The organism is Stenotrophomonas sp. 2YAF22, from assembly GCF_052114665.1.
In the GTDB taxonomy this organism is placed as follows: domain Bacteria; phylum Pseudomonadota; class Gammaproteobacteria; order Xanthomonadales; family Xanthomonadaceae; genus Stenotrophomonas; species Stenotrophomonas indicatrix.
The window spans coordinates 1-5522 of record NZ_JBFRFE010000257.1 but is presented as its reverse complement, the minus strand read 5'-3'; the positions used below and the strand labels follow the sequence as shown (position 1 = coordinate 5522).

The 5522-nt window shown below is 66.5% G+C and carries 5 protein-coding genes and 1 pseudogene; 5 read left to right on the top strand and 1 reads right to left on the bottom strand.

What is annotated here, in order from left to right:
- The first annotated feature begins 240 nt into the window (after positions 1–240).
- From AB4Y84_RS11695 to AB4Y84_RS11685, 3 genes are all read left to right on the top strand, one after another.
- The gene (locus tag AB4Y84_RS11695; protein ID WP_353101527.1) at positions 241–726 is read left to right on the top strand and encodes a DUF1203 domain-containing protein; all 486 of its coding nucleotides are present in this window, start codon (positions 241–243) and stop codon (positions 724–726) included.
- 351 nt (positions 727–1077) lie between these two features.
- Positions 1078–2157 (top strand): lytic polysaccharide monooxygenase, encoded by a 1080-nt coding sequence (locus tag AB4Y84_RS11690; RefSeq protein WP_442244196.1) that lies wholly within the window; start codon positions 1078–1080, stop codon positions 2155–2157.
- Positions 2158–2316: 159 nt separating this feature from the next.
- Positions 2317–3477 carry a lytic polysaccharide monooxygenase gene (locus AB4Y84_RS11685; RefSeq protein WP_312108580.1) on the top strand — a complete coding sequence of 387 codons (1161 nt, stop codon included), beginning with the start codon at positions 2317–2319 and terminating at the stop codon, positions 3475–3477.
- Positions 3478–3617: 140 nt separating this feature from the next.
- Here AB4Y84_RS11685 and AB4Y84_RS11680 read toward each other — a convergent pair whose 3' ends face one another.
- Positions 3618–4367 (bottom strand): ferredoxin--NADP reductase, encoded by a 750-nt coding sequence (locus tag AB4Y84_RS11680; RefSeq protein ID WP_363733793.1) that lies wholly within the window; start codon positions 4365–4367, stop codon positions 3618–3620.
- Between the two features lie 84 nt (positions 4368–4451).
- Between AB4Y84_RS11680 and AB4Y84_RS11675 the strand changes: the two genes are divergently transcribed.
- Both AB4Y84_RS11675 and AB4Y84_RS11670 read left to right on the top strand, forming a co-directional pair.
- Positions 4452–5420, top strand: a complete 969-nt coding sequence (locus tag AB4Y84_RS11675) for an ABC transporter ATP-binding protein (RefSeq protein WP_312108583.1) — start codon at positions 4452–4454, stop codon at positions 5418–5420.
- Positions 5417–5522 (top strand): annotated as a pseudogene (locus AB4Y84_RS11670) (ABC transporter permease); the annotation flags it as partial. The gene AB4Y84_RS11675 and the pseudogene AB4Y84_RS11670, both read left to right, overlap by 4 nt.

Sequence of the window (5522 nt, the reverse complement as noted above, 5' to 3'; positions counted from 1 at the left end):
CACCACGACGGTGTGCCGCGGCAGATGTGACCAATCGAATGTGACCCAACTTACACGCGCCGGACGCTGGCGGCGACAGGCGGATGTCCTGGGCCGGCGTCGGCACGGCCACCAGACGGTTGCGACCCTCGGCCTTTGCCCGGTACAGGGCGGTATCGGCCAGCGCGATCAGGTGGCGGAAAATGGCGAGCAGGCGGCCCGTAGCGCCGGCAGAATGTGCGCAGAACCGGGAGACACTCCATGCATGCGTGGCAACTCAGTGGCATCGACCACCAGCCGTTCGAAGCGCTTTTCGAAACCAGCGACGACGCCTTGGCCGCACAGGGAATCGTGCGGCGGCGCGCCGGCGACAGCGGCGGCTTCCCCTGCAGGGTCAGCCTGACTGACGCGCCCGCGGGTGCGGAACTGCTTCTGCTGCCTTACAGACACCTGGCCACGCATTCGCCTTACCGCGCCTCGGGTCCGATCTTCGTGCAGCGCGGTGCGACCCGCTGCGTGCTGCCGGCAGGCGTGGTACCCGCCTACGTGCACCGTCGGCTGATCTCGGTGCGCGCCTATGACAGCGCGGACTTCATGCTGAGCGGCCTGGTCTGCCAGGGCACCGAGGTTGCCGCGCACCTGGACCGGTTGTTCGCCGATGCGACGGTGGCCTTCGTACAACTGCACAACGCAGGGCATGGATGCTTTTCGTGCCAGGTGGATCGGGCAGGCAATCAACAGTCATGACGGTGCGCGCGAACGTGATCGCCGCCGTGCTGCAGGCGTGACCGCCAGCGTATCCGTTCAGCGTGGCGTGAAGCCTGCGGGAAGGGCTTCACACACGTAGTCACGGATCGGCGTTGACGTGGTTTCCCACTGTGCACGGCAGCTCGATACTCGCGGCGGTACCGCTCATCGTCCGTCGCGCGGCTCAGCGCGGGTGCTGCGGTCACCGCTCCCTTCGACGACCACAAGGATGCCCCATGTCTCTGCGATACACCCCATTGCTGTTGGCTACCGTCTTCGTTATTGCTGTTGGCTACCGTCTTCGTTGGCGCCGGTGTTGGCGTTGCCGGCAACGCGGCCGCACACGGCACGATGATCACCCCGGTCAGCCGCGTCTATGCCTGCTTCCAGAGCAACCCGGAGAACCCCACCAACCCGGCGTGTGCGGCAGCCAAGGCAGTGGCCGGCTCGCAGGCGTTCTACGACTGGAACGGCATCAACCAGGCCAACGCCAACGGCAACCACCAGGCCGTGGTGCCCGACGGCAAGCTGTGCAGCGGCAACAACCCGACCTTCCGCGGCCTGGACCTGGAGCGCAGCGACTGGCAGACCACGCCGATCCAGCCCGATGCGAACGGCAAGTTCACCTTCGTGTTCAAGGCCACCGCCCCGCATGCCACGCGTGACTGGAAGTTCTTCGTCACCCGCGCCGGTTGGCAGCCGGGCAGCCCACTGCGCTGGGCCGACCTGCAGGAATTCTGTTCGCTGGGCAATACGCCGCTGTCGGCCGATGGCACCTACAAGCTGCAGTGCACGCTGCCGCAGCGCAGCGGCCAGCATGTGATCTACAACACCTGGCAGCGCTCGGATTCGACCGAAGCGTTCTACACCTGCATGGACGTGCGCTTTGAAGGCGGCGGCGGTACCACGCCGGTGCCGCAGTGGCAGGATGCCGGGCCGGTCACCGCGCGTACCGAGCTGCCCGTGGGCACCACGTTGGCATTGCGGGTGTTCAATGCCAACGGCAACGACGTGGAACGTGTGGAAGCAACGCTGGCCGCAGGCCAGACCACGCCGGCGCAGTGGCCGTTGGCGCTGGCCCGCAAGGTCAATGCCAGTGCCCAGCATGCGCGCGTCGGCGTGCTCAGCAACGGCGCGATCACGCCCTCCGCTTCGGCCACCGACAACCGCGTGTACCTGAAGAACGGCAACCGCTTCCAGCTCGACACCAAGGTGCCGGACCCGGGTACGCCGTCACCGGGTGGTGATTTCGACCACGTATACCCCGCCGGCATCGGCAGTTACGTGCCGGGCCAGACCGTGGTGAAGGGCAGCGATGGCAAGCTGTATGCCTGCCGCCCGTTCCCGGAAGGTGCATGGTGCAACGTCAATGCTGAGGCATATCGGCCTGGTGCGGGTGCCGCCTGGCGCGATGCGTGGGTGCCCTACTGAGATGTCATTCGGGGAACGGCGGAAGAACGCCGTTCCCCGAACAATGTGAGCTTCATCTCAGCAAAGTAAGCGCACCTTCCCCTTTCAAACTATTCCTATAGCGACCAGGGGAACGCGTGTCGAAACTCCGCGGGTTCCATCACCCACAGGAGATTCTCCATGCATTTGTCCCAGCGGGCCGTCCTCGCGCTATCCGTTGTCGCGGGTGTAGCCGTATCTGGCGGCGCTTTCGCACACGGCACTCTGTCCAAGCCATCCAGCCGCGTCTATTCCTGTTACCAGGGCAACCCCGAGAACCCGACCAACCCGGCCTGTGCCGCCGCCAAGGCCATCGGTGGCGCACAGCCGTTCTATGACTGGGCCGGCATCAACCAGGCCAACGCCAACGGCAACCATCAAGCGGTTGTTCCAGATGGTGAGCTGTGCAGCGGCGGCAACAGCAAGTACCGCGGCCTCGATCTGAACCGCAGTGACTGGCCGACCTCGCCGATCCGCGCCGATTCGCGCGGGCGTTACACCTTCGAGTTCAAGGCACCGGCGCCGCATGCCACACGCGAGTGGAAGTTCTACGTCACCCGCGACGGTTGGCAACCGGGCAGCCCGCTGCGCTGGGCGGACCTGCAGGAGTTCTGCACGCTGGGCAACGTGCCGCTTTCCGGCGACGTCTACAAGCTGGACTGCCCGCTGCCCGAGCGCAGCGGCCAGCACATCATCTACAACACCTGGCAGCGCTCGGATTCGGGCGAGGCGTTCTACACCTGCGCGGACGTGCGCTTCGAGGGGGGCGGTGGCGTGACCCCGCCGCCGCAGTGGCAGGATGCTGGTCCGGTGACCGCCCGCGGTGCGCTGGACGTTGGCACCACCGTGACCCTGCGCGTGTTCAATGCCCAGGGCAACGACCTGGAACGCCCGGAGATCACCCTGGCAGCCGGACAGACCGCTGCGAACCAGTGGCCGCTGGCGCTGGCCCGCAAGGTCAATGGCAGCGCCCAACAGGCACGCGTGGGCGTGATGAAGGATGGCGTGATCACGCCCGTCGTCTCGGCCACCGAGAACCGTGTCTATCTGAGGCCGGGCAACCTGTTCCAGCTCGATACCCGCTTGCCGGGTCCGGTCGATCCGCCGCCGGGTGACGACTACGACTTCGTGTATCCGGCCGGTATCGGCAGCTACAAGCCGGGCGAGACCGTGGTCAAGGGCACCGACGGCAAGCTGTACGCCTGCCGCCCGTTCCCGGAAGGCGCCTGGTGCAACATCAATGCAGAGGCGTACCGGCCGGGCGTGGGTTCGGCCTGGCGCGATGCCTGGGTGCCGTACTGAAGCGGGGCGCCGGGGCGGTGTGATGCCGCCTCCGGTGTGCGGGATTGCCGGCCAGCGGCCGGCACTACCCGGGTTCGTGGGATTGCCGGCCAGCGGCCGGCACTACCCGGGTTCGTGGGATTGCCGGCCAGCGGCCGGCACTACTTGCTGCTGACGTACTTCTCGCGGCGGATCTGCGGATTGCCCAGGCCCGCCGCCTTCAGCGCTTCGGCGCAGGCGTCGACCATGTCCGGGTTGCCGCACAGGTAGGCGATGTCGGTGGCCGGGTCCGGCGTGAACTCCGCCAGTGCCTGCTGCACGTAGCCATGGTGGACGTCCGGGTGCGGCTCGGACGGCAGTTCCCGCGACAGGCACGGCACATAACGGAAGTTCGGCTGCTTTTCGGCGAAGCTGTAGAAATCATCGCTGTACAGCAGCTCACCCGGGCTGCGCGCACCCTGCAGGAGAACCACCTGCACACCCCGCTCGGCCATCGCCGTCGCCAGCAACGGCAACATCGAGCGGTACGGGGTGACGCCGGTACCGGTGGCGATCAGCAGGTAGCGGCCGTTGTGGTCGCCGGGGTTCAGGCAGAACCGGCCGTAGGGGCCGGACGCGCTGACCTGGCCGCCGATGTCCAGCGCCTCGAACAGCGCCGTGGCGGCGCCACCGGGGACGAAGCTGACCGCGATATCCACCGCCTCGCCCGGGCCCAGCGCGTGGTCGTGGATGGTCGCCAGCGAATAGCTGCGCTTGGTTTCAGTGCCATCGGCATAGCTGAAATGGACCTGGATGAACTGGCCGGGCTGGAAATCCAGCGGCTGGCCGTCGTCACGCACGAACTGGTAATGGCCGATGGAGGGCGCCAGCATGCGGCGGTCGACCAGTTTGATGGGGAATTGGACAGGCACGACTTTTCGGGACAGTGTGTAGCCGGGGCAAGCCCTCGGGGTCTTCTATAATAGACCTTCCCCGCCCCTCTCCAGCGCCAGCCCATGGGCGCGAAGGCTTCGAGCTTGGCTTCCCTGAACGATACGGCGCCCGCCCTGCGCGTGCGCGACCTGCGTAAAACCTATGACAACGGCACCCAGGCCCTGAAAGGGGTCTCGCTGGAAGTGGCCCCGGGCGACTTCTTCGCCCTGCTGGGCCCGAACGGTGCCGGCAAATCCACCCTGATCGGCATCATCAGTTCCCTGGTCAACCTCAGCGAGGGCCAAGTGGAAGTGTTCGGCAGCGACCTGGTGCGCAACCGCAGCGCTACCATGCGCCTGATCGGGCTGGTGCCGCAGGAGATCAACTTCAACCTGTTTGAAAAGCCCTTCGACATCCTGGTGAACTACGCCGGCTTCTACGGCGTCCCGCGCGCCGAAGCCGAGCAGATGGCCGAAGTTGAGCTCAAGCGCGCCCACCTGTGGGAGAAGGCGCAGGTGATGAGCCGCACCCTGTCCGGTGGCATGAAGCGCCGGCTGATGATCGCACGCGCGATGATGACCCGGCCGCGCCTGCTGATCCTGGACGAACCGACCGCTGGCGTGGACATCGAGATCCGCCGCGACATGTGGCGGGTGCTGAAGGAGATCAACGCCGCCGGCACCACGATCATCCTCACCACCCACTACCTGGAAGAGGCCGAGCACCTGTGCCGCAACCTGGCCATCATCGACCACGGCCAGATCGTCACCCAGGGCCCGATGCGCGAACTGCTGGCCAAGCTTGACGTGGAAGGCTTCCTGCTGGACATCGACGGCACCCTGCCCGCCCAGTTGCCGGTGATCGAGGGGGCAACCCTGATCGCCACCGACGGCCATACGCTGGACATCGACATGCCACGTGCGATGGATCTGAACCGCGTGTTCGAGGCACTGAACGCGGCGGGCATCCGCGTGCGTTCGATGCGTACCAAGAGCAACCGCCTGGAGGAACTGTTCGTGCGCCTCACCGGCAACCAGGAGACGTCCGCATGAGCAGCACCCCGACCCCGGTCCTGACCGACGGCCAGCGCAACCGCATCGCACTGATGACCATCGTGCGCCGCGAAGTCGCCCGCATCATGCGCATCTGGGGCC